The following is a 24,712-nucleotide window of genomic DNA, read 5'->3' as shown; positions in this document are numbered from 1 at the left end:
CTATTGCATCACTTCGCCGCCTACACTTCACACTGTCATCAAGGCGAATAGTGCGCCAGCCCGGGCCCGGGATAATGGAGGATTCAGATGTCATCACTTGCGTCGGCGCCTGGGCGCCTCCTGTCCGATCTGCTGGCCGGCGTCACCGCGGCGGCCGTGGTGCTGCCCAAGGCCATGGCCTATGCCACGGTGGCGGGGTTGCCGGTGGCGATCGGTCTCTACACCGCGTTCGTGCCCATGGTGATCTACGCCTTGCTGGGCTCCTCCCGGGTGCTCAGCGTCAGCTCCACCAGCACCCTGGCTATCCTGACCGCCACCCAGCTCGGGCTGGTGGTACCGGACGGCGACCCCGGCCGGCTGCTCACGGTGACGGCCACCCTGACCCTGATGGTGGGGGCCATGCTGATGCTGGCGGCCGCGCTGCGGCTCGGCTTCATCGCCAACTTCATCTCCCTGCCGGTGCTGGTGGGGTTCAAGAGCGGCATAGGGCTGGTGATCATCCTCGACCAGCTGCCCAAGCTGTTCGGGGTGCACCTCCAGAAGGAGAACTTCTTCCTGGATCTCTACCACCTCGGCCAGGCGCTGCCCCAGACCTCCTGGCTGACCCTGGGGGTCGCCCTCGCCACCCTGGTGGTGCTGGTGTTCATGGAGTGGCGCTTTCCCCACTCCCCCGCCCCCCTGCTGGGGGTGGGTGTCGGCATCGCGCTGGTGTGGGGCCTCGGCCTGAACGAGGCGGGCGTCGCCATCGTCGGGACCATCCCCACCGGCCTGCCCAGCCTGACGATGCCGGATCCGACCCTGGTGTTGCAGCTGCTGCCGGGGGCGGCGGGCATAGCGCTGATGAGCTTCACCGAGACCATAGCCGCCGGGCGGGCCTTCGTGGGGAAGGAGGATCCCGAGATCAATGCAAACCGGGAACTGGTGGCCACCGGGCTGGCCAACCTGGGGGGCGCCTTCTGCGGCAGCATGCCGGCGGGGGGCGGCACCTCCCAGACGGCGGTGGTGCGCTCCGTCGGGGGCCTGAGCCAGCGGGCCTCCGCCGTCACCGCCGCGATGGCGCTGGCCACCATGATCTTCCTTGCCCCGCTGCTCTCCTGGCTGCCGAGCGCCACCCTGGCGATGGTGGTCATCGTCTACTCGGTGGGGCTCATCCAGCCGGGGGAGTTTCGCAAGATAGGGCAGATCCGCATGATGGAGTTTCGCTGGGCCGTCATCGCCTGCCTGGGGGTGCTGCTGTTCGGCACCCTGGAGGGCATAGTGGTCGCCATCCTCGCCTCCCTGCTGGGGCTGGCGAGCCAGACGGCGCACCCCAGGGTCTATGTGATCGGCCGCAAGCCCGGGGAGGATGTGCTGCGCCCGCTCAGCGAGCAGCACCCCGATGACGAGACCATCCCGGGCCTGCTGATCCTGCGCCCGGAGGGGCGCCTCTTCTTCATCAACGCGCAACACGTGGCGGCCCAGGTCCGGCAGCTGACCGAGACGCACAGGCCCGAGGTGGTGGTGCTCGACATGAGCCGGGTGCAGGACGTGGAATACTCGGCCCTGATGATGCTGATGGAGGGGGAGCGGCAGGTGCGTGACAAGGGGGTCACGCTCTGGCTGGCCGGGCTCAATCCCGGGGTGCTCGAGAACGTGCGCCGTAGCGGGCTGGCCAGCCAGCTGGGGGAGAGCCGCATGCTGTTCAATGCCAGGGCGGCTATCCGCCAGTATCGGCAGGGCAGGGGTGAGCCCGGGCTCACCCCGCTTGCCTAGAAGCGCTCCGGAATGATGCGCAGGGGGTGTTCCGAGGGGGCGGCCTTGCCTATCTTGCGCCTGGGCAGCTTGACCGGCTCGGCCGGCAGCGCCTCGTAGGGGATGTGCGACAGCAGGTGGGAGATGATGTTGAGGCGCACCCGCTTCTTGTCCTCGGAGCGGGCCACGAACCAGGGGGCCCAGGCGGTGTCAGTGGCGATGAACATGGCATCCCGCGCCCGGGTGTAGTCATCCCAGCGGTTGAAGGACTTGATGTCCATGGGGGAGAGCTTCCAGATCTTGCGACCGTCGTCGATGCGATCCCGCAGCCGCCGCTCCTGCTCCTCTGGGGTCACCTCCAGCCAGTACTTCAGCAGTATGATGCCCGAATCGACCATGGCCTTCTCCACCATGGGGGTGCCTGCCAGGAATTTGTCGCTCGCCTCCTCGCTGCAAAAGCCCATGACGCGCTCCACGCCGGCCCTGTTGTACCAGCTGCGATCGAAGATGACGATCTCGCCCGCCGCCGGCAGGTGGGGGATGTAGCGCTGGAAATAGAGCTGGCTCTTCTCCCGCTCCGTGGGGGCGGGCAGCGCGACGACGCGAAAGACCCGGGGGCTGACCCGCTCGGTGATCGCCTTGATGGTGCCCCCCTTGCCGGCCCCGTCGCGCCCCTCGAACACGATGCAGACCTTGAGCCCCTTGTGCACCACCCACTGCTGCAGCTTCACCAGCTCCACGTGCAGGCGGCGCAGCTCCTTCTCGTACTCCTTGTTGCCGAGGGGCTTCTGCTCCTCGACCACGACCGGCTGTTCAGCCCTGGATTTTTTTTTGCTGCCCATGATGTCCTTCTTGTGTCTCAAACGGATGGAGAGTGGCCGTCATCCCGGACGGCGCCCTTCAAGCGTAGATGACGGCGCCGGCTCGCCGTTGGCGGCGAGGGCAGAGGGTGATCGGGATCATGGATGAGCAGGTGGAGGGCGAGCCCTTGCCCCGGTTGTCGCCATCCCCACGGGGCCGCACTGCGCACAGTGCTGGCGGGGGATGATGAAGGGGCCAAGAACGACCAAGGGGTTGGCATCTTGCGATGCCAACCCCTTGTTTTGTATGGCGTTCCCGACTGGAGTCGAACCAGTGGCCTGTCCCTTAGGAGGGGACCGCTCTATCCTGCTGAGCTACGGGAACCTTGTGGCGGGCATTATACAAGAAGCATTGTGCTTTTAAACCCTTGATTCCTATTCCAATACGGCCAAATCACCGATTTGGACATTGAATGGCGAATATTTGTTCTGACTGCTGATGACGGCGCCGTCCTCGAACACCTGCACCACCTCGAACAGGCCGTCGGCGGGATTGCGCATCACCCTGGACTTGCCGTAGGGGTCGACGAAGTCGGCGCTGTGCTGGACGCGGAACTGATCCCCGAGCTTGACGCCGTTGCGACGGCCCAGATTGATGTGGGGACCGCGCTCGTGCTGGGCCACGATCCGGGCGGTGACGGGTGCGCAGGCAAGCTCGGCGACGATGTCCTGGGCCGCCTCCTTCAACTGGTAGCCCACCTCCTGGCCATAACTCGACTGCCAGAACCGGCCGCCGCTGCTGCCGACCTGTTCCCGCTTGGAGAAGGTCCAGTTGGCACGCCCCTGGTACTCCTTGCGACCGAGCAGGGTGCCGTTGATGCCGTCAAACAGGTAGAGCTGCATACGGAAATTGCGCACGGGATCCTCATACCAGCTGGTCAGGGCGTTGCCCTGAGGCTCGAGGGAGAGATCGTCGATGCTGCCGAGCACCAAGTACTGGCTGTCGGTGCGCAGGCTCAGGGCCTTGATCTCCTCGAGGGCGCTGCGATCCCCCTGCTGCAGGTGGAGCGGATCGATGCGCAGGTTCTCGTCCAGCCACTGGCGGGCGACCACCCCCTGGGGGGCTGCCGCCAGGGTCTCGAACAGGCGGCGGGAGAGATCGGCGGGCATGTCGTCCAGGGCGCCGGTGCTCGCCTGATCCGGGTAGCGCATGCGCAGGCGTACCAGCGTCAAATCCTTGGCGTAGTGTTGGGTCTGGCAGATCTGGCGCTCGGCCTGGATGTCGGCCACCAGCGTGATGTACATGCGGCCGTTGCGCACCTCTTCGCGCTTGAGGCGGTACTGGCGGATGTCGCCGCCGGAACGGATCTGGATCTGCTCCGAGCGCAGGCTGCCATTTTCCAGGCGCTGGATGCTGGAGACGGACGCCCCGCTGGCCAGCAGGGCCTGGCGCAGCGCATCCCGGGTTGCCTGCTCGCGGGCATAGACCTCGTCACCCCCCAGAATGGCGGCACTGCCTTGGGCCTCGATGAGCTCGGCCCGGGCCGACAGGCTGGCCAGCAGCAGGGTTAACAGCAGCGAAACTTTCATGACGGACACCTTGAATGGGTGACCCCGTGGCCGCCGGCAAGGCGGGCCAGGGGCCTGGACACTGACCCGATCCACACCGGGCAGCCAAATAAAAGCAAGATCCATGCCTTGTCCCCGGGGCCGGGGATCCTCGTTGCGCCGGCTGGTGCCGTCCGGCGCGGCCGGCCCCTGTGCGGATCGTCGGGGGATCCTGGGTGCATTCCCGGCTCAAGTGTTGGCGTTTGCGACCGATAACAGGTCAGGTGCAGATGCAGGAAAAGTATCCATGAAGAGAGTTATCACGGTGCTGGCGGTGGCGCTGGCATTGGCCGGTTGCGGGTCGACCGACCCCATCAACCGGGATCAGGGGGATCCTCGCCAGGCGGCGAAGGGGATGGAGCTGAACTGGCTGGTGGCGCGCATGACGGATCAGCTGATGGAGCGCAAGTCCCTCACCACCCTGAGCGAGCCCATCGCGGTCGCGTCCTTCGTCGATCTCGACACCCTGAAGGACACCAACTGGATGGGGCAGCAGATCGAGGAGAGCTTCATCTACGAGTTGAACCGGCGCGGCGAGGTGGTGGTGGACTTCAAGACAACGGGCAGCATCCAGGTGACCCCGCAGGGGGACTTCGTGATGAGCCGCAACTACAAGGATCTCTCGTCCCGTCTGCCCATCTCCCGCATCCTGACCGGCACCTTCAGCCGCAACCAGCAGGGGATCCTGGTCAACGCCCGCATCATCGATCTGCGGACCAAGATGGTGGAGACCACGGCCCAGAGCCTGATCCCGAAACAGTATCTGTCCGGCGCCAGCAACTCCTTTGGCCGGGCCTCCATCAACCGCGGTTACCTGATGCGGGGCGGCCAGAGCCCGTCCGGCCATCTGGTCAACCTGACCCCCTGAGGAGTAAACGGCGATGAACATCTTGTTGGGTTGCCTGATAGCCATGTTGCTGACGGCGTGCAGCGGAAAATCTGGTGTGGTGAACTGCGAGACGGGGAAACTGCGATGAAAATCTTGTTGGGTTGCCTGATGGCAATGTTTCTGACGGCGTGCAGCGGAAAATCTGGTGTGGTGAACTGCGAGACGGGGAAACTTCGATGAAAATCTTGTTGGGTTGCCTGATGGCAATATTGCTGACGGCGTGCAGCGGCAACCGGGTGGTGAACTATGACGTGGGCGAGAAGCCGGATGATTTCCCGGTACTCAAGGCGGTGGGCTATGCGGTGATCGACATCCAGCCCGGTCCCTCCCAGTCCGAGAAGATGCTGCAGGCGATCCGGGCCTCCAAGATGGATGCCTACCGGGAGCTGGCCGAGCAGCTCAACGGCCAGCAGGTGCGCGGCCAGAGCAGCTACAAGGACCTGACCCAGACCTCCAACTCCCTGGACGTGTCGGTGGCCGGCATGGTGCGCGGTGCCCGTGTGGTGGCGACCTATCCCCGTGGCAACACCTATGCCACCGAGCTGGAGCTCGATACCCGCAACCTCTACCACCTGAACCAGCTGATGGCGGGTCAGTTCTGAGGCGCCTGACAGTCAGGCGGGCACAAGCGGCGCCAGGCACAGACACAGAAGGCGAACCCCAGGGTTCGCCTTCTGCTTATTTTGCTGGTCTCGGGGCGGCAGCCCCAGGGCTCACTGGTTGCCCATCAGTACCGGCGGCACTGCGGTCGGCTTGACGTCTTCGCTCGGGTAGCAGCCCAGCACCTTGATGTAGCGGGTGATCTTGGTCAGCTCCAGCAGGGCGGCCTGCATGGCCGGGGTCTGCAGGTTGGCGGAGACATCCAGATAGAACATCTCTTCCCAGGGGTTGCCCTGCACCGGGCGGGATTCCAGCTTGGTCATGTTGATCTCGTGGCTGCGCAGCACCAGCAGCGCCTCCACCAGGGAGCCCGGCTTCTGGGAGGTGGACATGATGAGGGTGGTCTTGGCCGGGATCTGGGGCGCCACGTCGATGGGCTTGCGCGCCACTACTATGAAGCGGCTGTAGTTCTCCTTCTGGTTCGCGAGCTGCTCGGCCAGCACGTCCAGGCCGTACAGCTCGCCGCCGGCGGCGCTGCCGATGGCCGCCGCCTCCGGGCTCGCCAGCTCCTTCACCTTCATCATGGCGCTGGAGGAGGAGTCGCAGATCTCGTGGCGCGCCCCTTCCAGCTTGCTCAGATAGTGGGAGCACTGCTGGAACACCTGGGGGTGGGCGTAGAAGGTCTTGATGCGAGAGAGCTCGGTGGGCACGGCGGTGAGGATGCAGTGCTCTATGGGGTAGGTGAGCTCGCCGACGATGGAGAGGGTGGTGTGCTGCATCACGTCATACACCTCGTTGATGGAGCCCGAGCTGGTGTTCTCGATGGGCAGCACCCCGAAGGCGGCGCGGCCCGACTCCACGGTGTCCAGCACCTCGCGGAAGTTCTGGCAGTTCACCTCGATCACCTGATCCTTGTAGCGGGCCAGGTATTTGCGGGCCGCCAGGCTGGAGTAAGAGCCGCGCGGGCCCAGGTAGGCGACGCTGGTCATGGGCTCCTGCTGCTGGGGGTTCAGCAGGCTCTGCAGGTAGGCCTGCTGGGAGAGCACGGAGTCCTCGATGATGGTGTGATAGATGCGGGTGATGTACTGGGCGTCCAGCCCGAGCGCGCGCCCCTTCTGGATCAGGGCGACCAGCAAGTCCTGCTCGCGCTGGTGGTCACGGATGGGACGGGGGTTGGCCTGCTTGGCGCGGGCAACCTCGATGCTGAGGGTCTTGCGCTTGGCCAGCAGGGCGAGCAGCTCCTGATCCAACTGGGTGATGTCGTGTCTGATCTCGTCGAGCGTAGCCATGGTGGTTCCCTATCCAAATCTTCTGTGGTGGTTGGTGCAAAAAAAAGCCTCCGCTGGGGAGGCTCGATTCGTCTTTGGTTTCTGTTTACGCGAATGGTTCACGTGACGACGGGCCTTCCCTCATGTGGGCCGGGTAAACGAGAAAACAAAGAAGAATGCTGTGTGCATGGGCGTGTCCTGAATGTAACGCCATAACCATTAAGGGATTTGGCGGTGCGATGCAAGTAAAACTTGCCCGGGGGCGTTGAACGGGGCAGGGTAGTGGCTCGGGCTGCCAGGGGGAGTGAGCGCCGTTTTGGCCCGATCTGTGACAACGAAAAGAGGAGGCGAGACGATGGCGATTATCTTCGATCTGGGTCGGGTGGTGGTGAGCTGGGATCCGGTCGGCATAGTGAGTGCGGTGCGAGGACCCCAGGGGGCGGCGGAGCTGGCGGAGCGGCTGTTCAACCACCCGGACTGGCTGGAGGTGGACAGGGGCACCCTCTCCCTTCACACCATGGCCCGCCAGGCGCAGGCGCGCACCGGCCTGAGCGCGGCGGACAACCTCGCCATCCTGCAGGCGGTTCCCGCCTCCCTGCTGCCGGATCCCGCCATGGTGGCCCTCATCGAGGAGCTTCATGGCGCCGGCCACGCCCTCTACGCCCTCTCCAACATGGGCCACGCCAGCATCGACTGGCTGGAGCGGCAGGATTTCTGGCGCTTCTTCAGCGGCAAGGTGGTGTCGGCCCGGGTGCGGATGATGAAGCCGGAGCCCGACATCTACCGCTACCTGCTGGTGTCGTTTGACTTGCAGGCCGAGGAGTGCCTCTTTATCGACGACAGCCCGGCCAACGTGGCGGCGGCCGAGGCGCTCGGCCTGCGGGGGCTGGTCTTCACCGATGCACCCCGGTGCCGCCAGCACCTGGTGGAGCAGGGCCTGCTGCCCGCCTGAGGGGGTGGAGAACCCGGGATGGGTGGCGAAGAAAGCGAGTCAAGCGTTGCCATAGAGCAAATAACGTTCAGATTTAACCATGTCATTTAAGGGTATATTCAGCTTGGTACGCGCAAAATGGTATCCAATTCATCATCCGGAGTTGTTGTTATGGATGCCAATGTAGTCGCGCTGAATCGGGGATACGATCAGACCTTCCAAGCCAGGGAACAGAGGCTCATCAATACCCTGGCCGGTTACGGCGAACTGCTTGTCTCCTTCTCCGGTCGACTGGAATCCTGCTACAGCATGGATCTTTGCCGGGCCAGCGGGGTCCGCTTTCGCGCCATCACCCTGGACAACCCCACCCTCAGCCGTCAGTCGGTGGCCAGGGCCAGGCGCTATTGCCGGCACTATGGCATCCCCCACCAGGTGCTCAAGACGGACGAGATGATCTTCAGCGTGCACCTCGGCCACCTCGACGAGGTGACGGATCCGGTGCGCTATCTGTGTCGGCAGCTCGAGCATGACGACGGTCCGCCGCTGCTGATGTCGGCCTCCGTCGAGGAGATGCGGGAGTATCTGCGCCGGTTTCACAGCCTGCCAGCCAACACCCTCTGGCTGTTTGCCGAGCAGGGCATGACCCAGCGGGACTTTCGCTACGGTTTCCACAAGCGGCAGCTGGATCTCTGGGGCAAGGGAGGGGAGGCCTGCCTGAGCCGGCGCTTCTCCGACATCGAGTCTCTGGATCGGCGGAATCTGCGCATGGTCGACATGGCCGAGCAGATGCTGTTCGACATGGGGCTGGATGGTGCCCAGGTCTTCTTCCATACCCTGGCGGACAGGGTCACCACCCTGGCGAGGATCCAGGTTCCCCAGCGCATGCGGGCCCTGGTGTTCGACATGCAGCCGAGCATCCAGAAGGCGCTCAAGAGCGCCCAGTTCGATCTGGTGACCCTGGATATGGCCGCGGGGGAGGATCCCCAGTCCCTGGTCATCTGATCCCGCGCCGGGGTCGCAACGTGAGTCGGGTCATAGGCAAGGGGGGCCCGACTCTTTATACTGCTGTTTCTCCGTCCCTTACCGAGTCTTTGCCCATGAAGCCCCTCTCCCGACTGCTGGTTGCACTCTGCCTCTTCCCTCTGCTGGCCGAGGCCGCCCCCCTGCACCAGATCACCCTGCCCGACGGTCGCCAGGTACAGCTCAACGATGACTTCACCTGGGAATACCTGCTGGTCAAGCCCGCCGAGGTGAGCCCCGGCAAGACGGTGACGGCAAGCGTGGCGGCCCCGGTGCTGACCGAGCAGGCCCTGGCCCATCCCGATCTGCTCTCCCAGGCGACCCGGGACGGCATCACGGTGAAGCTGGACCAGGTAACGGGCGAGGATCCCCTGAGCCTGCAGTTCCTGGTGAGCAACACCGGCAGCCGCAACGTGGTGCGGGTGAACGGCAGCCTGACCCTGTTCAGCGCCGAGGGCGCGCAGCTCTCGACCCAGCCCGTACGTTTCTGGGTCGGGGAGAACCGCTTGCCCGAGTCCTATCTGCGCAAGGGGGAGGCGAGAGCGTCCCGGGCCATCGAGCTGGCTCGACCGGCCAGTCTGACCGGCAAGCCGCTGGTGCGGGTGCAGATCGACGAGGTGGAGTTCCGCTAGGATGACGGCGGGGGAGCCCTCGCTCCCCCGCAGAGTGTTGCACCGGTAACCGCCAGCAATATCCGCTTACATCTGCCATGGTTTGGCAACAGCTTGCCGCTCGGCGCCTCCCCGTTTGCCCGTCACAATGACTCCATTCCAGTGAGGTCCCCTCACTCAACCCATGGAGTCAACAAAATGCAAAAGATCGCACTGTCTGTTCTGGTTCTGGCCGGTCTCTCTTCCACCTCCGTCCTGGCACAGGATGCCTTCAGCTACGCCAAGGGCTCTGCCACCTGGGCGCACACCAAGTCGGACTACATCGGTGGCAAGGACAGCGACAACCGCGATTTCGGCGGTCTGAGCCTGGATCTCTCCAAGAGCTTTGGCAGCAACGTCTACGGCCGGGTCGGTACCGAATACACCTCCCGCAGCAGCGGCAACGACAGCATGGCCATCTCCAGCCTGGGGGTGGGGGTCTTCACTCCCCTCAGCACCGGCCTGAACCTGTACGGCGAAACCGGTCTGATGGGCTACAGCCTGGAGCGCGAGCTCGCCTCCAACGTAAACGACAGCGGCTGGGACGACATCACCCGCAAGCAGAGCGGCAGCCTGTACGGGGAAGTGGGCCTGCGCTACGACATCGGCGCCGTCGAGCTCTCCACCGGTTACCGCTACGCCAACATGACCGACGACATGCACGACTTCAAGGCGGGGGCGGCCTACAAGCTGACCCAGAACCTGGCCCTCACCGCCGACTACACCTATCGCAACTGGGATCTGCAAAAAGGCTCCATCTCCAGCCTGGGCGTGAAATACAGCTTCTGATCTTCCTGCCTGTAGTGTCTTCCTTTTTACCCATGACCCCGGTCATGGGTTTTTTTGTCTGTGGTTGATCCTGTCGTCGCTCTCCTGTCGTATCAGTCCGCAATAGTTATACAACTTCCATTTTCTTGTATAACTGCTATAACGGATTCAATACTTATACAAGGGGTGTTTCCATGTACAAGATAAAGGTCGGTATCAGCGCCTGTCTGCTCGGACAGGAGGTTCGCTTCGACGGTGGACACAAGCGCTCCAGCTTCTGCGAGCGGGATCTCGGCGCCCATTTCGACTATCACCCCGTCTGCCCGGAGATGGCCATCGGCCTCGGCGCCCCCCGTGCCGCCATCCGGCTGGTGAAGCGCCACGGCGAGATCCGCGCCGAGGCGAGCAACGGCAGCTTCGACGTCACCGACAAGCTCATCGCTTTTAGTGAGCAGAAGGCGCGCCAGCTCGACTTCATCTCCGGTTATATCCTCTGTGCCAAGTCCCCCAGCTGCGGCATGGAGCGGGTGCGCATCTATGGCGCCAACAACGAGGGCAGCGCCAAGGAGGGGGTCGGCCTGTTCGCCAGGGCGCTGATGGAAGCCAACCCCCTGCTGCCGGTGGAGGAGGACGGCCGACTATGCGACCCCATATTGCGGGAGAACTTCGTGCTGCGGGTCTTCGCCTATCACGACTGGCAGCAGCTCTGCGCCCGGGGGATCACCGCCTCCGCCCTCATCCGCTTCCATTCGCGCTACAAGTACCTGGTGCTCTCCCATGCCACCAGCCACTACCGCGCCCTGGGTCGGCTGCTCGGCAACCTCGGCAAGGCCAACCTGCATCAGGTGGCCGACAGCTACATCCAGGGGCTGATGGCGGCGCTGACGATCCGCGCCAACCGCCGCAGCCACACCAATGTGCTGATGCACCTGCAGGGTTACTTCAAGCGGATGCTGACCCCGGCCCAGAAACAGGAGCTGTGCGAGGCCATCGACAAGTACCGTACCGGCGTCTTCCCGCTGCTGGTGCCGCTCACCCTGATCCGCCACTACCTGCGCGAGCACCCCAACCCCTATCTCTCGGATCAGGTCTATCTCAATCCCCATCCCGATACGTTGAAACTGCGTTACGGGCTCTAAAAACGTGGTGCCATATGGTCGAGCAGCGCTATCCCGACCCTCATCCCGATACGCTGACACTGCGTTACGGGCTTTGAGAGCCTTGACCTGTCCCCCAACCCTTGATGGAAGTCGTTATGTCTGATTTACCCCATGCCCCTTCGCCGGAGGAGGGGATCTACCCCATCCGCGAGGTCTCCCGCCTCACAGGGGTCAACGCCGTCACCCTGCGCGCCTGGCAGCGCCGCTACGGGCTGGTGCAGCCGGCCCGTACCGAGAGGGGGCACCGCCTCTACAGCGAGCAGGACATCCGCCAGATCGGCGAGATCCTGAGCTGGCTGGAACGGGGAGTGAGCATAGGCCAGGTCAAGGGGCTCCTGAGCGAACCCCAGATCGCGCCGGTGAGCGATCACTGGCAGCAGACCCTGGAGCAGTTTGGTCAGACGCTGCTCGCCTTCAACCAGCGCAGGGCGGAAGCCCTGCTCGGCGAGCTGTTGGCGAGCTATCCGTTCGAGCTGGTGCGCAGCCGGGTGCTGCAACCCCTGGTGGAGCGGCTGCTGGGGCTCTGGCGCGAGCGCCCCGATGGCGAGCTGCTGCACCAGGTGTGGCTCGGCTGGCTGCATACCCGCTTCGCCCGCCACCTCATCGAGCAGGAGAAGGGCATCCCCGTCACCCTGGCAAGCTGGGGGCAGGTGGGACCCCTCGATCTGGTCTGGGCCGCTTATGAGCTCATCGGTCAGGGTTATGAGGTGCAGCTGCTGGGGGCGGTGGAGCCGCGCCATGCCTCCCTGCTGGAGGGACGCGCCACTCCCCCCTGGCTGATCCTGCTGGGAGCCGGGCTCGGCAAGCAGGATCTGGCCGCCGAGTGGCCTGCCGGCACCCGCTTCTTTGGCGAGCTGGGACGCCTCTACGACGAGGAGTGGCTGCAAGCCCGGGACTGGCACGCCACCCTGGCCGAGGCCAGTGCGACGCATCGCACCACCAAGACGAGGGGCAAGGGCGGGAGAAAACCATCATGAGGCTGGTCTGGTTTCGAAACGATCTGCGCCTGGCCGACAACCCGGCCCTGCGGCACGCCTGCGCCGGGGAAGAGCCGGTCGCGGCGCTCTTCATCCTCTCGCCGACCCAGTGGCGGCAGCACAAGCTGGCCCCGGTCCGCCAGCGCTTCATCCTGGCGCAGCTCGATGCGCTGGGCCGCGAGCTGGCGGCCCTCGGCATCCCGCTCCATCTGCTGCGGGTCGAGACCTTTGCCGAGGTGCCGGCGGCGCTGGCTGACTTAAGCCGCGAGCTCGGGGTGAGCGATCTCTATGCCAACCAGGCCATCGAGATAGACGAGCTGCGCCGCGACCAGGCGGTCACCGCCGCGCTGGCAGAGCAGGAGATTGGCAGCCACTGGTTCAACGGCTGCTGCGTGCTGCCGCCTGGGCGGGTGCTGACCGGGTCGGGGGAGATGTTCAAGGTGTTCACCCCCTTCAGCCGCGCCTGGCTCAAGGCCCTCGAGGAGGATGGCTTCGTCATTCACCGGGCCCCGGCGCCGTGCGGCGCGCCTATCCCTTGGTTACCGCTGGCCGAGCGGCCATTTGTCGATGCCGCGCTGGGGGAGCTGACGGCGGACGCCCGCTGGCCGGTGGGGGAGGCCGAGGCGAACCGCCGGTTGCACGCCTTTCTGGATCAGGCGGTGCTGGACTACGGCGAGACCCGGGACTTTCCGGCGCAGGCCGGCACATCCGTGCTCTCCCCCTATCTGGCGGCGGGCATCATCAGCCCGCGCCAGTGCGTGGGGGCGCTGCAGCAGCGCCTCGGCTACCGGCCCCAGTCGAAGGCACAGCCCGGTTTCGTCTGGCTCAACGAGCTCATCTGGCGCGAGTTCTACCGCCACCTGCTGGTGCTGATCCCGGCCCTCTCCATGAACCGCCCCTTCAAGCCAGAGACGGCGGCCCTGCCCTGGAGCTGGGATCCGGAGGCCTTCGCCGCCTGGTGCGAGGGGCGCACCGGCTACCCCGTGGTCGATGCGGCCATGCGCTGCCTCAACGCCACCGGCTGGATGCACAACCGGCTGCGGATGATAGTGGCGAGCTTCCTCACCAAGGATCTGCACATCCACTGGCGGCTCGGGGAGGACTACTTCATGAGCCGGCTCATCGACGGGGATCTGGCGGCCAACAACGGCGGCTGGCAGTGGGCGGCGGGCACCGGGGCCGATGCGGCACCCTATTTCAGGGTCTTCAACCCCACCACCCAGGGGCAACGATTTGATCCGCAAGGGGAGTTCATTCGTATCTGGGTCACTGAGCTGGCCGATGTGCCTGCCGCCTATGTGCACGAGCCCCACGACTGGTTGCGGCTCAAGGGGCGGCGGGATTACCCGGCGCCCATGGTGGACCATGCCGTTGCCCGGGTGAAAGCCATCGAGATGTTCCGCGAACTGGAGAAATAACATGGATGAGTCGCTGGCCCGCTTTGTCGCCCTCTATCAGCAGCTGAGCAGCGCAGAGCTGCACCGTCTGCCCGAAGTCTATGGGAAAGAGGTGATCTTCATCGACCCGGCCCACCGCATCGAGGGGCTGGCGGCGCTCACCGACTATTTTGCCGTCCTCTATCGGCGCCTTGCCTACTGCCGCTTCGACATCACCAGCCAGCTGCTGCAGGGGCGCCAGGCCTGGCTCGGCTGGACCATGACCTTCTCCCACCCAAGGCTGCGCGGCGGTGCGCCTGTGACGGTGGAGGGGGCCACCCGCCTCGCATTCGACGAGGAAGGCAAGGTGTGCCTGCACCGGGACTACTTCGATCTCGGGGCCATGCTCTACGAGCAGTTGCCGCTGCTGGGCGCCGTGGTGCGCACCCTCAAGGGGAGGCTAGGCGCATGAGCGGCCGGGTGCTGATCACCGGCGCCACCTCCGGCATCGGCCGCCAGCTGGCACTGGATTACCGGCGCGCCGGCTGGCAGGTGTGGGGCTGCGGCCGGGACGAGATGCGCCTGCAGGCTTTGGCGGATGCGGGGATCATCCCCCTGCGGTTCGATGCCCGGGACAGCGCCGCCATGGCCGAGGTCGCCGCCGGTTTGCCCACGCTGGATCTGCTGATCCTCAACGCCGGCAACTGCGAATACATGGACCTGACAGAGGGCTTTGACGGCGCCCTCTTTGCCCGGGTCATCGAGACCAACCTCATCGCCACGGGTCATGCGTTGGCCGCCTTCTTGCCGCTGCTGGGGCCAGGGGCGCGCCTTGCCATCGTCAGCTCCTCGGTGAGCTGGCTGCCGCTGCCCAGGGCCGAGGCCTATGGCGCCTCCAAGGCGGCCCTCGACTACCTGGCCGATACCCTGCGCCTCGAACTGGCGGGCAAGAGGATAGGGGTGACCCTGATCCGCCCCGGCTTCGTGCAGACGCCGCTCACCGACAAGAATGATTTTCCCATGCCCTGCCTGGTGACGGTGGAGCAGGCTGCCCGCGCCATCATGACGGGGCTCGCCGCCGGTCGCCACCAGATCCACTTCCCCCGCCGCTTCACCTGGCTGCTGCGCCTGCTGGGGGCTCTGCCGACAGGGCTCTGGCTGCGCCTCGGCCGCACACTCGTTTCGAAAGGACGCCCTTCATGAAGAAAAAGATCGCCATCGTCGGCTCAGGTATCTCGGGGCTCACCGCCGGCTTCCTGCTCCACAAACTCCATGACATTACCCTGTTCGAGGCGGCGCCGACCCTGGGGGGCCACACCGCCACCGTCGACGTGGAGCTGGGCGGGCGCAGCCATGCCATCGACACCGGTTTCATCGTCTTCAATGACCGCACCTACCCCCACTTCCTGAAGTTGCTTGAGCGGATCGGGGTCGGGCGGCAACCGGCCGAGATGAGCTTCTCGGTCAGAAGCCCCGAGGGGCTGGAGTACAACGGCCACAACCTCGACACCCTGTTTGCCCAGCGCAGCAACCTGTTGAGCCCGCGCTTCTACCGCTTCGTCGCCGAGATCCTGCGCTTCAACCGGGAGGCTCGGGCATGGGTTGCACAGCACCGGCAGCAGGAGGCGGAGCCCGGACTGACTCTGGGGGCCTTCCTGCAGGCGGGCGGTTTCAGCGACTACTTCGCCCGCCACTACATCCTGCCCATGGGGGCGGCCATCTGGTCATCGACGCTGGCGGACATGCGGGCCTTCCCCCTCGGCTTCTTCCTGCGCTTCTTCGCCAACCACGGCTTGCTGGAGGTGGCCAACCGGCCCCAGTGGTACGTCATTCCCGGCGGCTCGCGGGAATACATAGGGCCGCTCACGGCGGGCTGGCTGCCGCGGATCCGCCTCGCCTGCCCGGTGCTGGGGATCCGCCGGGGGGCGGACGGGGTCCTGCTCCAGAGCAGTTATGGCGAGGAGCGGTTCGACGAGGTGATCCTCGCCTGCCACAGCGATCAGGCGCTGGCCCTGCTGACGGATGCGAGCGAAGGAGAGCGGGCCATCCTCGGCGCCATGCCCTACCAGGCCAACGACGTCTGGCTGCACACGGATGCGGGCTGCCTGCCCGTGCGCCGCAAGGCCTGGGCCAGCTGGAACTATCGGCTCGGCGAGGATGACGGGGCGCGCCCCCTGGTGACTTACAACATGAACATACTGCAGGGGCTGAGCTCGCCGCAGCCCTTCTGCGTCAGCCTCAATCCAGAGGGGCGGGTGGATGAGCGCAAGGTGCTGCGCCGCTTCGTCTATCACCACCCCGTATTCAATCAGGGCTCCATCGCCGCCCAGGGCCGACGCGCCGAGATCTGCGGCCGGCAGCATACCCACTTCTGCGGTGCCTACTGGTACAACGGCTTTCACGAGGACGGGGTGCGCAGCGCCCTGGATGTGGCCAGCCGCTTCGGGGCCCGCCTGTGAACGCCGCCATCAGCGCTATCTGGCAGGGCTCGGTGCGCCACCGCCGCTTCGCGCCGCGTCCCCACGCCTTCTCCTACAGCCTCTTCATGCTGGGGCTGGATCTGGACGAACTGCCCGGGCTTGAGCAGGGGCGCTGGTTCGCCGTGGAGCGGGCGGGGCTGCTCGCCTTTCGCCGCGACGACTACCTGAGAGGCAGCGAGGGGCCCCTCAAGCAGGCGGTGTGGGACAAAGTGGCCGAACTGGGTGGCGATGCCGAACCCGGGGGGCGGGTACTGCTGCTCGGCAACGTGCGCTGCCTCGGCTTCTACTTCAGCCCGGTCAACTTCTACTTCTGCGAGCGGCAGGGGGAAGCCCGCTACCTGCTGGCCGAGGTGTCGAACACCCCCTGGAACCAGCGCCACTACTACCTGCTGGATCTGGCGGCGCTCGCCCCCCACGACAAGGTTTTTCACGTCTCCCCCTTCATGGGGCTGGCCATGCGCTACCACTGGCGCATCCGGCCGCCGAAGGAGGAGGCATTGATCCACATCGAGAGCCATCCCGTATCCGGTGAGGCCAAGCTGTTCGACGCCACCCTGGCCCTGCGCCGGGCACCGCTGTCGCGCCGTGGGCTGGCGGCGCTGCTGGCCCGCTGGCCCTGGATGACTCTCAAGGTGCTGCTCGGGATCTACTGGCAGGCCTTGCGCCTTTTTATCAAACGAACGCCCATCTTCACCCACCCGGAGAGCCGCTAATGGAACTTGCTCAATCAACCCTCTCTGCCTCTTTCATCGACAAGGGGGCCAGGCAATTGCTGCTCAGGCTGCTGGGGCGCCTCGAACATGGCCAGTTGCTGCTGCGCGATGGCGGCGAGCGTCACAGCTTCGGCGCCGCGGGCAGCGACCTGCACGCCGAGCTGGTGGTGCTGGATCCGGCCTTCTATCGCCGCCTGCTGCAGGGGGGCAGCATAGCCGCCGGGGAAACCTGGGTGGAAGGGCTCTGGACCAGCCCGGATCCGGTGGCCCTGGTGCGGCTGCTGGCCAGGAACCTGGCGCTGCTCGACAGCCTGGAGCGGCGCCTCGGCTGGCTCAGCTTCCCGTTCAACAAGGTGCGCCACTGGCTCAACCGCAATACCCTGACCGGGTCGAGATCCAACATCGCCGCCCACTACGATCTCGGCAACGCCCTCTATCAGGGCTTTCTCGACAGCCACATGCAGTATTCGAGCGCCATCTATCCCCACCCGGATGCGACCCTGGAGGAGGGGCAGCAGGCCAAGCTGCGCACCATCTGCGAACGGTTGGCGCTCGGGCCTGACGATCATCTGCTGGAGATAGGCACCGGCTGGGGTGGACTCGCCGTCTATGCCGCCCGTCACCATGGCTGCCGGGTCACCACCACCACCATCTCCCTGGCCCAGCACGACTACGCCAAGGCGTGGATCGAGCGGGAGGGGCTGGAGGATCGCATCACATTGCTGCTGGAGGATTACCGCAAGCTGGAGGGCACCTACGACAAGCTGGTCTCCATCGAGATGATAGAGGCGGTGGGGCACGCCTTTCTGCCCGACTATTTCCGCCAGCTGTCACGCCTGCTCAAGCCCGGCGGTCGTCTGCTGATCCAGGCCATCACCATCGCCGATCAGCGCCACGCCCAGTATCTGCGCGGGGTGGACTTCATCCAGCGCTACATCTTCCCGGGTGGCTGCCTGCCCTGCGTCTCCCAGATGGCGGGGCTGCTGGCGCGGGAGACCGACATGCAGCTGGTGCGGCTGCACGATCACGGCCATCACTATGCCCGTACCCTGGCCCACTGGTGCGAGCGCTTCCTGGCGTTGGCCCCCGAGCTGCCGAGACTCGGCTACAGCCAGGATTTCATCCGGCTGTGGCACTTCTACTTCGCCTATTGCGAAGGGGGCTTCTGGGAGCGGGCCATCAGCCTGGTGCAGCTGGAGGCGGCCAAGCCGGGCCCCCATGGCTGGGCGGGAGACCTGCCGGTAAGCGGTCACTGACCATGTGGCAGTGGGCCCACCTGCTGGGATTCAACCTCTACTGGGTGCTGGCGGTGAAATGGCAGCAACCGGGCCCGCTGCTGGCGCTGTTGCTGCTCCATTTTCTCTTCTCCCCCCGTCGCCGGCAGGACTGGCGGCTCATTCCCGTCGCCCTGGCTGGCTGCCTGCTCGACCTCCTGCTCTGGTGGCTCGGCCTGTTTCACTTTTCGTCCGGTTTTCCGCTCTGGCTGGTGCTGCTCTGGTGCGGTTTTGCCCTGACCCTCTCCCACGGCCTGCGCTGGCTGCGGCCCCTGCCGCGCTGGCAGCAGGGGCTGTTCGGCATGCTGGGGGGCGCCTCCTCCTATGTGGCGGGGGCCGCCATGGGGGCAGTAAACTTACCCTGGGGCATCTGGATCAGCACGGCACTGCTGGCGGTGATCTGGATGTGGTGGTTACCCGTACTCCTGTGGGTAACGGTCAAGCTGGAGGGTGATGCGAGATGAACACCTTTTCGACCGACGCCTTGTTGTTTTCCAAGTGGACCAGGGATGGCCAGTGCGAGCTGGCCGAGCGTTTCTATCTGGTGGTGGCCTGCCAGCGGGACGCCCAGGGCCACCTGGCGAGCGTGGTGATGCAGGATATCAATACCCTGCAGGAACAGGAGATGGACTGGCATGAACTGGAGGATCCCGCCCGTTGGCACATGGGGTGGAACTAGCCTGCTGCTGGCGGCCTTGAGCCTGCCGCTGTTTGCGACCGCCCAGACCTTAGCCGCACCCTGGCAGGGACTGCGCACCGTGGGGCAGGGGGAGATGCGCTGGCTCTGGTTCAAGCTCTATGACGCCACCCTCTACAGTGAGAGCGGCCGCTATCAGCCGGGGCGCTATCCCCAGGCCCTCAGCCTCACCTATGCCAGGGCCATCGAACGCCAGGATCTGCTGGAGGCGACCGCCGCCGAGTGGCAACGGCTCGGCCTTGGCAGCGAGAGTGAGCGCCAACGCTGGCTGGCAAAACTGGCCGCCCTCTGGCCGGATGTGGCCCCCGGTGACAAACTGGTTTTCTATGTGGACGAGCAGGGCATGGGCCACTTCTGGTTGCGTGATCGCCTGCTCGGCTCTCTCGATGATCCCGCCTTCGCCCCTGCATTTCTTGCCATCTGGCTGACCGACGACAGCCGGGATCCCGCCCTTACCCGCCGCCTGCGCGGCCAATCCTGATGGAGTATTCCATGAAGCTCTCTTCCTGGTGGCGTCTTGCCTGGTTGCTGCCCCTGCTGTGGCTCTCTGGCTGCGGCGCCAGTCTGGACGATTATCGCGGCTCCCAGCCGGGTTGGGATCTGGCCCGTTTCTTCAATGGCAAGCTGGTGGCTCACGGCCTGGTGACGGACCGTAGCGGCGAAGTGACCAGTCGCTTTCGGGTCGAGATGCAGGGGCACTGGCAGGATGGAAAGGGGGAGCTGCTCGAGCAGTTCTACTTCGACGATGGCCGCAGGCAGACCCGCACCTGGTTTTTGAGCAAGGGGGCGGATGGTCACTGGCGCGGCACCGCCGCCGACGTGGTGGGGGAGGCCGTGGGCAAGACGGCAGGCTTTGCACTCAACTGGCGTTATCAGCTGGATTTGGCGCTGCCGGACGGGGAGGTGGTGCGGGTGAGCTTCGACGACTGGATGTACCTGCTGGATGAAGATCGCCTGATCAACCGCGCCGGGATCAGCAAGTTCGGCATTCACCTCGGCGAGGTGATCCTCTACATCGAGCGGCTCGAGCGATGAAAGGGAGGCTTTTGCCCATCGGCGATAGCCGTTCACTATGGGTCGGCAAGGTAGAGCCGATTGTCCTTTGAGTCTGTGCGGGGATATGCTGACCCTGTTCCCGATAATGCTTACCACCTGGAGGTGAATCATGAAGAGCCCCATCGGTCTTGATACCGTTCAATCCCAAGCCCTGGCCGCCGAGCTGAACAGGCTGCTGGCCAGCTACCAGATCCTCTACATGAATGTTCGCGGCTTCCACTGGAACATCCGTGGCAACCAGTTCTTCGAACTGCACCTGAAGTTCGAGGAGATCTACAACGATCTGCTGCTGAAGGTCGATGCCCTGGCCGAGCGCATCCTGACCCTGGATGGGGTGCCCCTGCACAGCTTCAGCGACTACATCCAGGTGTCCGCCATCCCCGAGCAGAAGGGGCTGCACGACGGCCGTGCCTGCGTCGAATCCCTGCTGGAGAGCTTCCGCGAGCTGCTGGTGGCCCAGCGCCGCATCCTGGGGCAGGCCGCCGAGGCTGGCGACGAGGGGACAGCATCCATCCTCTCCGACTATGTGCAGCAGCAGGAGAAGCTGGTCTGGATGCTGCGCGCCTACCTGGCCTGATGACCCTGGGGCCGGATGCCCATGCCCCGGTCCGTATCATTGCCCCTGCTGTTGTAAACCCGAGTTGTCTCTCCTTTTATCCACCCGCTTGCCGCCCGATTCGGGCGGCTTTTTTGTATTTGATCTGCATCAATGAAAAGTTAATTGGTAAATTGAATGCCTATTAAGTTTTGAGTCGGAGGAATAGAATCGCCACAAAACAAACAACTGAAATGTCCAATTAGGAGAGGCATGATGTTTTGTGTGCAATGTGAACAGACAATTCGTACCCCGGCAGGCAATGGCTGCGCTTACGCACAAGGCATGTGCGGCAAGACGGCGGAAACCTCGGATCTGCAGGATGTGCTGATCTACACCCTGCAGGGTCTCAGCACCTGGGCCCTGGCGGCCCGCGAGCACGGCATGATCGACAGCGAGATCGACGCCTTTGTGCCCAAGGCCTTCTTCGCCACCCTCACCAACGTCAACTTCGACTCCGCCCGCATCGTGGCCTATGTCAACCAGGCGCTGGCCTATCGTCAGCAACTGGCCGCCAAGCTGGCACCACTGGCGGTGCATGCCGACACACTGCCCGCCGCGGCCAGCTTCGAGCCGGGTGCCGATCTGCTGGCCCAGCTGGCGCAGGCGCCGCAGACCGCGGTCAACCGCGGCAAGAACGAGGTCAACGAAGACATCATGGGGCTGCGCCTGCTCTGCCTCTACGGCCTCAAGGGGGCCGCCGCCTACATGGAACACGCCCGGGTGCTGGATCAGCAGGATGCCGGGGTGGCCGCCGAATTCCATCGCATCATGAGCTGGCTCGGCACGGATCCGAGCGATCTGGAACCGCTGTTCAAGTGCGCCATGGACATCGGCCTGCTGAACTTCAAGATCATGGAGATGCTGGATCTTGGTGAAACCACCGCCTTTGGCCATCCGGAGCCGACCCAGGTACGCGTTACTCCGGTACCGGGCAAGTGCATTCTGGTTTCCGGTCACGACATGGTGGATCTCAAGCTCATCCTGGAGCAGACCAAGGGCACCGGCATCAAGGTCTACACCCATGGCGAGATGCTGCCGGCGCTGGCCTACCCCTTCTTCAAGCAGTACCCGCACCTGGTGGGCAACTACGGCTCCGCCTGGCAGAACCAGCAGAAGGAGTTCGCGAACTTCCCGGGCGCCGTGGTGATGACCTCCAACTGCATCATCGACCCGAACGTGGGTAACTACTCGGATCGCATCTTCACCCGCTCCATCGTCGGCTGGCCCGGCGTGACCCATCTGGAAGGGGAAGATTTCTCTGCGGTCATCGCCAAGGCGCAAGCGTTGGAAGGCTTCAAGCACGTTGAGCTTGAGCACTTCATCACCATCGGCTTTGCCCGCAACGCCCTGATGCAGGCTGCCCCTGCGGTGATTGACAAGGTGAAGGCCGGCGAGATCAGCCATTTCTTCCTGGTGGGGGGCTGTGACGGTGACCGTGCCGAGCGCGCCTACTACACCGAGTTTGCCAAGGCGATCCCGCAGGACAGCCTGCTGCTGACTCTGGGCTGCGGCAAGTACAAGTTCAACAAGCTCGATTTCGGCGACATCGGCGGTATTCCGCGCCTGCTGGACGTGGGTCAGTGCAACGATGCCTACTCCGCCATCCAGCTGGCCCTGGCGCTCTCCGAGGCGTTCGAGTGCGGCGTCAACGATCTGCCCCTGACCCTGGTGCTCTCCTGGTTCGAGCAAAAAGCTATCGTCATCCTGCTCACCCTGCTGGCACTGGGTGTGAAGGACATCCGCACCGGCCCGACCGCCCCGGCCTTCCTCACCCCGGCCCTGCTCAAGGTGCTGGAGGAGCAGTTCGGTCTGAAAGGTACCACTACCGCAGAAGCCGATCTCGCCGAGATCCTGGCGGCCTGATCCGAGACACAGCCTGACACGCTCAGCATGTTGTAAGCCTTTGGCGAGCCTGATGGCTCGCCTTTTTTCGACGCCATTCTTTCAACAAGAGGAGCCTTGTGATGACCTCCACCTCTTTCACCTTGCGCTGCATAGGTCGCCTTGCAGATACCCACGACGTGGCGAGCTGGCAGTTTGCCCCGCTGGCGGGCGAACTGCCCCCGGTGCTGGCCGGTCAGTGCGTCACCCTGCACACCGAGATTGACGGCAAGCCCCAGTGCCGCGCCTATACCCTCTCCTCCAGCCCGCAGGATCCTTTCTGGCAGGTCACCATCAAGGACGTGGGGCTGGTCTCCCACCACCTGCACCAGAGTCTGCAGGTCGGGGACGAGATCCGGGTCGACGGCCCCTTCGGCGACTTCCACCTGACGGCGCTCCCCTGCGAGCGGCCACTGCTGCTCAGCGCCGGCTCCGGCATCACCCCCATGTGGGCCATGCTGCGGGACGAGCTCGCCAAGCGCCCGGACGCCGATATCCGCTTTATTCACAGCGCCAGATCCCCCGAGGATGTGATCTTCGCAAATGAGCTGGCCACGCTGGCAGAGGCCCATGCCGGTGTGCGCCATGCCCTGATACTGGAAGAAGCCCCTTCAGAGCACCCCTGGGTAGGCAGGCTCACGCCGGAGATGTTGAGGGAATTGGCGCCGGATCTCTTGAGCCGCCACGTCTATCTGTGCGGACCCGCCCCCTACATGGCGGCGGTGAGCGAGATGCTGGCCGGGCTCGGCCTGACTGCCGGGCAGTTGCACCAGGAGTCCTTCGGCCTGCCTGCTGTGACATCGAGCGCAGTGCCAGTGGAAACCGGCAGCGACCACTTCTGGCTGACCCTGAAAAAGAGCGGCAAGAAGGTGAAGATACTGCCGGGCCAGACCCTGCTGGCGGCGCTGGAGGGGGCGGGGGAGACCATGATGGCGGCTTGCCGCGCCGGGGTGTGCGGCGCCTGCCGCTGCACCACGGAAGGGGAGATCGAGCGCCAGAGCGTGATGACATTGAGCGCGCAGGATCTGGAGGGCGGCGTCGCCCTGGCCTGCTCCTGTACCGCCAGGGGGGATGTCAGCCTCGACTATTGAGGGGAGCATTGGCATCCCGGCCTTTTCCCGGGCGGGTCAGGGGGGTAGACTCTGACCCAGTTTCAGCAAAGCACGGGATACACAATGACAATTCTGGTGACAGGGGGAGCCGGTTACATCGGTTCCCACACCCTGGTCGAGCTGCTCGGCACCGGGCTGCAGGTGGTAGTTCTGGACAACCTCTCCAACTCATCGCCTGAGTCCCTCAGGCGAGTGGAGCGGATCACCGGCAAGCCGGTCACCTTCGTGGAGGGGGACATTCTGGACAGGGCCTGCCTGCAGCGGCTGTTCGCCGAGCACAGGATCGAATCAGTGATCCACTTCGCCGGCCTCAAGGCGGTGGGGGAGTCCGGCCAGATCCCGCTCACCTACTATCAGAACAACATCACAGGCACCCTGGTGCTGTGCGAGGAGATGGCCAGGGCCGGCGTGTTCCGCCTGGTGTTCAGCTCCTCGGCCACCGTCTATGGGGATCCCGCGTCTGTGCCCCTGCGGGAAGACTTCCCCACCGGCGCCACCAACCCTTATGGCCGCTCCAAGCTGATGGTGGAAGAGATACTGAGGGATCTGTCCAAATCCGACCCTCGCTGGGCCATCGTCCTGCTGCGCTACTTCAACCCGGTCGGTGCCCACGAGAGCGGCCTCATCGGGGAAGATCCCAACGGCATTCCCAACAACCTGCTGCCCTATATCAGCCAGGTTGGGGTGGGCAAGCTCAAGGAGCTGGGGGTATTCGGCAACGACTACCCGACGCCGGATGGCACCGGGGTGCGCGACTACATCCATGTCGTGGATCTCGCCATCGGTCACCTCAAGGCGCTGGCCCGCATCCAGGGCGACACCGGGGTCTTCACCTATAACCTCGGCACCGGCCAGGGCTATTCCGTGCTGGAGATGGTCAAGGCGTTCGAGGCGGCCAGCGGCCGCGCCATCCCGTATCAGATCAAGCCCCGCCGCCCTGGCGACATCGCCGAGTGCTGGGCCGAGCCCACCCTGGCCCGTGACGAGCTGGGCTGGCAGGCCGAGCGGGGTCTGGAGCAGATGATGATCGATACCTGGCGCTGGCAAAGCCAGAACCCCGACGGCTATCAGGCCTGAGTGTTAAAGCCTGAATAGCAAAACGCCCCGGCATGCCGGGGCGTTT

At 64.8% G+C, this 24,712-nt stretch carries 26 protein-coding genes, 1 tRNA gene and 1 other annotated feature; of the genes, 23 read left to right on the top strand and 4 right to left on the bottom strand.

All coding sequences use genetic code 11. The features are described from left to right. Positions 1 to 87: 87 nt before the first annotated feature. Positions 88 to 1,752: a SulP family inorganic anion transporter gene (locus I6L39_RS01705; RefSeq protein WP_216990854.1), complete on the top strand. Its 1,665-nt coding sequence runs from the start codon at positions 88 to 90 to the stop codon at positions 1,750 to 1,752. On the opposite strand, the gene ppk2 is transcribed toward I6L39_RS01705, so the two are convergent. The 3 genes from ppk2 to I6L39_RS01690 all read right to left on the bottom strand — a co-directional run bounded on the left by ppk2 (position 1,749) and on the right by I6L39_RS01690 (position 4,121). After that, positions 1,749 to 2,573, bottom strand: coding sequence for a polyphosphate kinase 2 (gene ppk2 / locus I6L39_RS01700; protein ID WP_198497915.1), 825 nt, complete (start codon positions 2,571 to 2,573; stop codon positions 1,749 to 1,751). The genes I6L39_RS01705 and ppk2 overlap by 4 nt on opposite strands. 266 nt (positions 2,574 to 2,839) lie before the next feature. Next, positions 2,840 to 2,916: transfer RNA gene (locus tag I6L39_RS01695), tRNA-Arg, on the bottom strand. A 50-nt stretch (positions 2,917 to 2,966) separates the two neighbouring features. Next, positions 2,967 to 4,121, bottom strand: coding sequence for a flagellar assembly protein FlgT (locus tag I6L39_RS01690; RefSeq protein WP_042074842.1), 1,155 nt, complete (start codon positions 4,119 to 4,121; stop codon positions 2,967 to 2,969). Positions 4,122 to 4,386: 265 nt separating this feature from the next. On the opposite strand from I6L39_RS01690, the gene I6L39_RS01685 reads away from it, so the two are divergent. Together I6L39_RS01685 and I6L39_RS01680 are read left to right on the top strand one after the other, a co-directional pair. Next, a complete protein-coding gene (locus I6L39_RS01685; RefSeq protein WP_042074841.1) occupies positions 4,387 to 5,007 on the top strand; it encodes a FlgO family outer membrane protein in 621 nt (206 codons plus the stop codon). A gap of 197 nt (positions 5,008 to 5,204) precedes the next feature. Continuing rightward, positions 5,205 to 5,630, top strand: coding sequence for an LPP20 family lipoprotein (locus I6L39_RS01680; protein WP_042074840.1), 426 nt, complete (start codon positions 5,205 to 5,207; stop codon positions 5,628 to 5,630). Positions 5,631 to 5,741: 111 nt separating this feature from the next. On the opposite strand, the gene pheA is transcribed toward I6L39_RS01680, so the two are convergent. After that, a complete protein-coding gene (pheA, locus tag I6L39_RS01675; RefSeq protein ID WP_042074838.1) occupies positions 5,742 to 6,917 on the bottom strand; it encodes a prephenate dehydratase in 1,176 nt (391 codons plus the stop codon). A 38-nt stretch (positions 6,918 to 6,955) separates the two neighbouring features. Next, positions 6,956 to 7,089 (bottom strand) — a sequence feature (Phe leader region). 162 nt (positions 7,090 to 7,251) lie between these two features. Here pheA and I6L39_RS01670 point away from each other — a divergent pair. From I6L39_RS01670 to galE, 20 genes are all read left to right on the top strand, one after another. Beyond that, complete coding sequence (locus I6L39_RS01670; protein ID WP_200164029.1) at positions 7,252 to 7,848, top strand: HAD family phosphatase; 597 nt, start codon at positions 7,252 to 7,254, stop codon at positions 7,846 to 7,848. Between the two features lie 117 nt (positions 7,849 to 7,965). Further along, positions 7,966 to 8,829: a hypothetical protein gene (locus I6L39_RS01665; protein ID WP_167335696.1), complete on the top strand. Its 864-nt coding sequence runs from the start codon at positions 7,966 to 7,968 to the stop codon at positions 8,827 to 8,829. Positions 8,830 to 8,924: 95 nt separating this feature from the next. Continuing rightward, the gene (locus tag I6L39_RS01660; RefSeq protein ID WP_216990853.1) at positions 8,925 to 9,479 is read left to right on the top strand and encodes a DUF3157 family protein; all 555 of its coding nucleotides are present in this window, start codon (positions 8,925 to 8,927) and stop codon (positions 9,477 to 9,479) included. Between the two features lie 177 nt (positions 9,480 to 9,656). After that, positions 9,657 to 10,286, top strand: a complete 630-nt coding sequence (locus I6L39_RS01655) for an autotransporter (RefSeq protein ID WP_042074829.1) — start codon at positions 9,657 to 9,659, stop codon at positions 10,284 to 10,286. Between the two features lie 173 nt (positions 10,287 to 10,459). Further along, positions 10,460 to 11,404, top strand: a complete 945-nt coding sequence (locus I6L39_RS01650; protein ID WP_216990852.1) for a DUF523 and DUF1722 domain-containing protein — start codon at positions 10,460 to 10,462, stop codon at positions 11,402 to 11,404. Positions 11,405 to 11,520: 116 nt separating this feature from the next. Continuing rightward, positions 11,521 to 12,402: a MerR family transcriptional regulator gene (locus I6L39_RS01645; protein WP_216990851.1), complete on the top strand. Its 882-nt coding sequence runs from the start codon at positions 11,521 to 11,523 to the stop codon at positions 12,400 to 12,402. Then, the gene (gene phrB / locus I6L39_RS01640; RefSeq protein WP_216990850.1) at positions 12,399 to 13,820 is read left to right on the top strand and encodes a deoxyribodipyrimidine photo-lyase; all 1,422 of its coding nucleotides are present in this window, start codon (positions 12,399 to 12,401) and stop codon (positions 13,818 to 13,820) included. Before I6L39_RS01645 ends, phrB begins: the two co-directional genes overlap by 4 nt. A gap of 1 nt (position 13,821) precedes the next feature. Further along, positions 13,822 to 14,250 (top strand): nuclear transport factor 2 family protein, encoded by a 429-nt coding sequence (locus tag I6L39_RS01635; protein WP_042074822.1) that lies wholly within the window; start codon positions 13,822 to 13,824, stop codon positions 14,248 to 14,250. Continuing rightward, entirely contained in the window at positions 14,247 to 14,981 is a 735-nt protein-coding gene (locus tag I6L39_RS01630; protein WP_216990849.1) for an SDR family NAD(P)-dependent oxidoreductase, read from the top strand. The genes I6L39_RS01635 and I6L39_RS01630 overlap by 4 nt, the downstream gene beginning before the upstream one ends. Beyond that, a complete protein-coding gene (locus tag I6L39_RS01625) occupies positions 14,978 to 16,237 on the top strand; it encodes an NAD(P)/FAD-dependent oxidoreductase (protein ID WP_216990848.1) in 1,260 nt (419 codons plus the stop codon). Before I6L39_RS01630 ends, I6L39_RS01625 begins: the two co-directional genes overlap by 4 nt. Next, on the top strand, positions 16,234 to 16,971 hold the full coding sequence (locus I6L39_RS01620; protein WP_216990847.1) for a DUF1365 domain-containing protein: 738 nt from the start codon (positions 16,234 to 16,236) through the stop codon (positions 16,969 to 16,971). Before I6L39_RS01625 ends, I6L39_RS01620 begins: the two co-directional genes overlap by 4 nt. Beyond that, on the top strand, positions 16,971 to 18,227 hold the full coding sequence (locus I6L39_RS01615; RefSeq protein ID WP_216990846.1) for a cyclopropane-fatty-acyl-phospholipid synthase family protein: 1,257 nt from the start codon (positions 16,971 to 16,973) through the stop codon (positions 18,225 to 18,227). The genes I6L39_RS01620 and I6L39_RS01615 overlap by 1 nt, the downstream gene beginning before the upstream one ends. A 2-nt stretch (positions 18,228 to 18,229) precedes the next feature. Continuing rightward, positions 18,230 to 18,709 (top strand): DUF2878 domain-containing protein, encoded by a 480-nt coding sequence (locus tag I6L39_RS01610; RefSeq protein ID WP_216990845.1) that lies wholly within the window; start codon positions 18,230 to 18,232, stop codon positions 18,707 to 18,709. Next, on the top strand, positions 18,706 to 18,924 hold the full coding sequence (locus I6L39_RS01605; RefSeq protein ID WP_042074816.1) for a TIGR02450 family Trp-rich protein: 219 nt from the start codon (positions 18,706 to 18,708) through the stop codon (positions 18,922 to 18,924). The genes I6L39_RS01610 and I6L39_RS01605 overlap by 4 nt, the downstream gene beginning before the upstream one ends. Next, positions 18,881 to 19,423 carry a chalcone isomerase family protein gene (locus I6L39_RS01600; RefSeq protein WP_042074815.1) on the top strand — a complete coding sequence of 181 codons (543 nt, stop codon included), beginning with the start codon at positions 18,881 to 18,883 and terminating at the stop codon, positions 19,421 to 19,423. The genes I6L39_RS01605 and I6L39_RS01600 overlap by 44 nt, the downstream gene beginning before the upstream one ends. Before the next feature lie 11 nt (positions 19,424 to 19,434). Continuing rightward, positions 19,435 to 19,977 carry a DUF3833 domain-containing protein gene (locus I6L39_RS01595; protein ID WP_042074814.1) on the top strand — a complete coding sequence of 181 codons (543 nt, stop codon included), beginning with the start codon at positions 19,435 to 19,437 and terminating at the stop codon, positions 19,975 to 19,977. 130 nt (positions 19,978 to 20,107) lie between these two features. Then, positions 20,108 to 20,575, top strand: coding sequence for a Dps family protein (locus I6L39_RS01590; protein WP_042074812.1), 468 nt, complete (start codon positions 20,108 to 20,110; stop codon positions 20,573 to 20,575). Between the two features lie 234 nt (positions 20,576 to 20,809). Next, positions 20,810 to 22,459, top strand: coding sequence for a hydroxylamine reductase (hcp, locus tag I6L39_RS01585; protein ID WP_216990844.1), 1,650 nt, complete (start codon positions 20,810 to 20,812; stop codon positions 22,457 to 22,459). Between the two features lie 101 nt (positions 22,460 to 22,560). Beyond that, positions 22,561 to 23,568 carry a hybrid-cluster NAD(P)-dependent oxidoreductase gene (locus I6L39_RS01580; RefSeq protein ID WP_216990843.1) on the top strand — a complete coding sequence of 336 codons (1,008 nt, stop codon included), beginning with the start codon at positions 22,561 to 22,563 and terminating at the stop codon, positions 23,566 to 23,568. 84 nt (positions 23,569 to 23,652) lie between these two features. Continuing rightward, positions 23,653 to 24,666, top strand: coding sequence for a UDP-glucose 4-epimerase GalE (gene galE, locus I6L39_RS01575; RefSeq protein WP_216990842.1), 1,014 nt, complete (start codon positions 23,653 to 23,655; stop codon positions 24,664 to 24,666). Positions 24,667 to 24,712 lie beyond the last annotated feature (46 nt).

Source organism: Aeromonas sp. FDAARGOS 1409, from assembly GCF_019048705.1.
GTDB classification, from domain to species: Bacteria; Pseudomonadota; Gammaproteobacteria; order Enterobacterales; family Aeromonadaceae; genus Aeromonas; species Aeromonas sanarellii.
Note: the sequence above shows the minus strand (reverse complement) of the source record. Positions and strands in the feature narration are given on the sequence as shown.